We start from the raw sequence: 3882 nt of genomic DNA on the forward strand, positions 1-3882 counted from the left end.
GGCGCCGTCGGTGTGCTGCAGTTCGATGTGGTCGCCAGCCGTTTGAAAGAGGAATACAAGGTCGAGTGCTCCTACGAGCCGATCACCGTTTACTCGGCGCGCTGGATCGAATGCAGCGACAAGAAGAAGCTTGAGGAATTCTCCAACAAGGCCGTGGAAAACCTCGCGCTGGACGGCGGCGGTCACCTGACCTACCTCGCCCCGACCCGGGTCAACCTGGCACTGATGGAAGAGCGCTGGCCGGACGTGAAATTCCGTGCGACGCGTGAGCATCATTAAGCGCTGAGCTGCAAGACCAAAAGCCCCGTGGCGAAAGCACCGGGGCTTTTTAATGCCTGGCCAATGGCCTGATGCTTTAGTGGATTTGGGTATAGGCCTTATTCGAAAGCAATCTGCCGATTCACGGCATTTACGGCTCAGCTTCAGCATCCTATCTGGAGAACCGAGTTAATCGGAACTAGATTTCACTAAGCGCCAGACAGGCACTCTACGAAGGACGGATTCGGCCATGAACAGCTTGCTACGCGTTATTTTGATATTGAAGGTGTTGGTGATGTTGGCCCTCGGCAGCTCGGCGGTCTGGGCTGAGTGCGAGGATCATGAAACTCAGGCTTCAAGCAGTCAGGCAGGGCATGCTGAGCTGATGATCGCCAAGTCCGAATCGGAGCCGGGCGACAAGGGGCAGGGTGGCAGCGCGGGGGACGACGACTCGATGACCGATGACCCGGACTCCGATGAAGCCGACGAAGGTGATAGCCAGACGTAGATCTACAGACAAAATAAAACCCCTTCTACCGGAAGTAGAAGGGGTTTTTGATCAACTCAGTCCCTGTGGGAGCTAGCCTGCTAGCGATTGCGGTGTGCCAGTCGACGAAGAGTCGACTGATATTCCGTAATCGCCAGGCTGGCTCCTGCATTTTTTTCAAGGCGGTTTTTATGCCGCGCCGTGTACAAATTGCTCGGCGTAATGGCACGCCACCTGGCGGCTGTCGAGCAGGCGCAGGGCCGGCTCTTCAGTGCTGCAACGCTCGGTGGCGTATGGGCAGCGCTTGTGGAAAGCGCAGCCGGGCGGCGGGTTCAGCGGGTTGGGCAGTTCGCCGACGATCTTGATCTTCGGCTTGTCCGGATCCGGGTGGATGGTTGGTGTCGCCGACAACAGCGCCTGGGTGTAGGGGTGCAGGGGACGGGTGTAGATGTCTTCCTTCGGCCCCATTTCCACCGGACGGCCGAGGTACATCACCATCACGTGGTCGGCAACATGGCGAACGACCGCCAGGTTGTGGGAAATGAACACGTAGGCGGTGTTGAACTCTTGCTGCAAATCCATGAACAGGTTCAGCACCTGCGCCTGGATCGACACGTCCAGCGCCGAGGTCGGTTCGTCCGCCACCAGCACTTTCGGTTGCAGCATCATCGCCCGAGCCAGCGCAATACGCTGGCGTTGACCGCCGGAGAACATGTGCGGATAACGCTGGTAGTGCTCGGGACGCAAGCCTACCTGCTTCATCATCGCCTGGACTTTCTCGCGACGTTCGGTGGCCGACAGGTTGGTGTTGATCAACAGCGGCTCGGCGAGTTGATCACCGATTTTTTGCCGTGGGTTCAGCGACGCGTATGGGCTCTGGAACACCATCTGCACGTCTTTGCGCAGTTGCTTGCGCTGGGCCTTGTCGGCGCCGGCGACTTCCTGGCCGGCGATTTTCAGGGAACCCGAAGACGGCTCTTCGATCAGGGTCAGGGCGCGGGCCAGGGTGGATTTGCCGCAGCCCGACTCGCCGACGACGGCGAGGGTCTTGCCGGCTTCCAGTTCGAATGACACGCCGTTGAGGGCGCGCACGGTGGCGTGACCCTTGAACAGGCCTCGGGACACTTCGTAGTGACGGGTCAGGTCGCGGGCGGTAAGTACGACGGCCATTACGCCACCTCCTGGTTCAGCGGGTAGAAGCAGCGGGCGAGGCTGTTGCTTTTCGGGTCAAGGGCCGGACGTTGCACGCGGCAGTTGTCCTGCACGTACGGGCAGCGCGGCGACAGCAGGCAGCCCTGCGGGCGATCGTAGCGACCGGGCACGATGCCCGGCAGGGTCGACAGGCGCGAGGCGCCCAGGCTGTGTTCCGGAATCGCCTTGAGCAGCGCTTCGCTGTACGGGTGCGCCGGGATGTCGAACAGTTGCGGCACCTGGCCGACTTCGACGGCCTGGCCGGCGTACATCACGCACACGCGCTGGGCCGTTTCGGCCACGACGGCGAGGTCGTGGGTGATCAGCACCAGGCCCATGTTCTGCTCTTTCTGCAAGGCCAGCAGCAGGTCCATGATCTGCGCCTGGATCGTTACGTCCAGCGCGGTGGTCGGTTCGTCGGCGATCAGCAGTTTCGGTTCGCCGGCAATCGCCATGGCGATCGCGACGCGCTGGCTCATGCCACCGGACAGTTGATGCGGGTAGGCTTCCATGCGGCTGGCCGCGCCCGGGATTTCAACTTTTTCCAGCAACTCAATGGCGCGCTTGCGAGCGGCCTTGCCGGACATTTTCAGGTGCAGGCGCAGCACTTCTTCGATCTGGAAACCCACCGTGTAGCTTGGGTTCAGCGCGGTCATCGGGTCCTGGAAGACCATCGACAGGTCTTTGCCGACGATCTGCCGACGCTGACGGTTGCTGAGCTTGAGCATGTCCTTGCCGTCGAAGCTGAGCGAGTCGGCGGTGACGATGCCAGGGTGCTCGATCAGGCCCATCAGCGCCATCATGGTCACGGATTTACCCGAACCCGACTCGCCAACGATGGCCAGCACTTCGCCTTTGTCGACTTTCAGGTCGAGGCCATCGACCACTGGCGTAGCGTTTTTGTCGCCGAAGCGAACGTTGAGATTCTTGATTTCTAGCAGTGACATTGGAATCTCCTCAGGCGGCGTTCTTGAGTTTCGGGTCCAGCGCGTCGCGCAGGCCGTCACCCATCAAGTTGATTGCCAGCACGCTGAGCAAAATGGTCAAACCAGGCAGACTGACTACCCACCAGGCGCGTTCGATGTAGTCGCGGGCCGAGGCCAGCATGGTGCCCCACTCAGGGGTTGGCGGTTGTACGCCAAGGCCGAGGAAGCCAAGGGCGGCAGCATCGAGAATTGCCGAGGAGAAGCTCAGGGTCGCCTGAACGATCAGGGGCGCCATGCAGTTGGGCAGCACGGTCACGAACATCAGGCGCGGCAGGCCGGCACCGGCCAGGCGCGCGGCGGTCACGTAGTCGCGGTTCAGTTCGCCCATCACCGCGGCGCGGGTCAGGCGAACGTAGGACGGCAGGGACACGACGGCGATGGCGATCACGGTGTTGATCAGGCCAGGGCCGAGGATGGCGACGATCGCCACGGCCAGCAGCAGCGATGGCAGGGCCAGCATGATGTCCATCAGGCGCATGATGGTCGGGCCGACGGCTTTCGGGAAGAAACCGGCGAACAGACCCAGCAGGATGCCCGGGATCAGCGACATCACCACCGACGACAAGCCGATCAGCAACGACAGCCGCGAGCCCTCGATCAGGCGTGACAGCAGGTCACGACCCAGTTCATCGGTGCCGAGCAGGAACTGGATCTGCCCGCCTTCCAGCCAGGCTGGCGGGGTCAGCAGGAAGTCACGGTATTGCTCGCTCGGGTCATGGGGGGCAACCCACGGGGCGAAGATGGCGCAGAAAATCACCAGCAGCATGAACATCAGGCCGGCAACGGCACCTTTGTTCCTGGAGAACGCTTGCCAGAACTCTTTGTACGGCGACGGGTACAGCAGGCTTTGATCCACGGCGGACGCGGCGGTGGCTACTGAGGATGTTGGAGTGCTCATGGGTATTGACCTCAGCGCTGATGACGGATGCGTGGGTTGGCAAAGCCGTAGAGGATGTCCAC

4 protein-coding genes and 1 pseudogene are annotated in these 3882 nt (G+C 61.5%); 2 read left to right on the top strand and 3 right to left on the bottom strand.

What is annotated here, in order from left to right; translation table 11 throughout:
* Together prfC and D8U18_RS06895 are read left to right on the top strand one after the other, a co-directional pair.
* A pseudogene (prfC, locus tag D8U18_RS06890) lies at window positions 1-279 on the top strand (peptide chain release factor 3); the annotation flags it as partial.
* Between the two features lie 229 nt (window positions 280-508).
* Window positions 509-766, top strand: a complete 258-nt coding sequence (locus tag D8U18_RS06895) for a hypothetical protein (RefSeq protein WP_131107326.1) — start codon at window positions 509-511, stop codon at window positions 764-766.
* Window positions 767-934: 168 nt separating this feature from the next.
* Here D8U18_RS06895 and D8U18_RS06900 read toward each other — a convergent pair whose 3' ends face one another.
* Genes D8U18_RS06900 through D8U18_RS06910 form a run of 3 tightly spaced genes read right to left on the bottom strand, consistent with a single transcriptional unit; the run spans window position 935 to window position 3820 of the window.
* Complete coding sequence (locus D8U18_RS06900; protein WP_056854993.1) at window positions 935-1915, bottom strand: peptide ABC transporter ATP-binding protein; 981 nt, start codon at window positions 1913-1915, stop codon at window positions 935-937.
* Complete coding sequence (locus tag D8U18_RS06905) at window positions 1915-2883, bottom strand: oligopeptide/dipeptide ABC transporter ATP-binding protein (RefSeq protein WP_056854994.1); 969 nt, start codon at window positions 2881-2883, stop codon at window positions 1915-1917. Before D8U18_RS06905 ends, D8U18_RS06900 begins: the two co-directional genes overlap by 1 nt.
* A gap of 10 nt (window positions 2884-2893) precedes the next feature.
* Window positions 2894-3820, bottom strand: a complete 927-nt coding sequence (locus D8U18_RS06910) for an ABC transporter permease subunit (protein WP_056854995.1) — start codon at window positions 3818-3820, stop codon at window positions 2894-2896.
* Between the last annotated feature and the right edge of the window lie 62 nt (window positions 3821-3882).

Origin of the sequence: Pseudomonas sp. Sample_10, from assembly GCF_004321495.1 — a bacterium.
Classification (GTDB): Bacteria; Pseudomonadota; Gammaproteobacteria; order Pseudomonadales; family Pseudomonadaceae; genus Aquipseudomonas.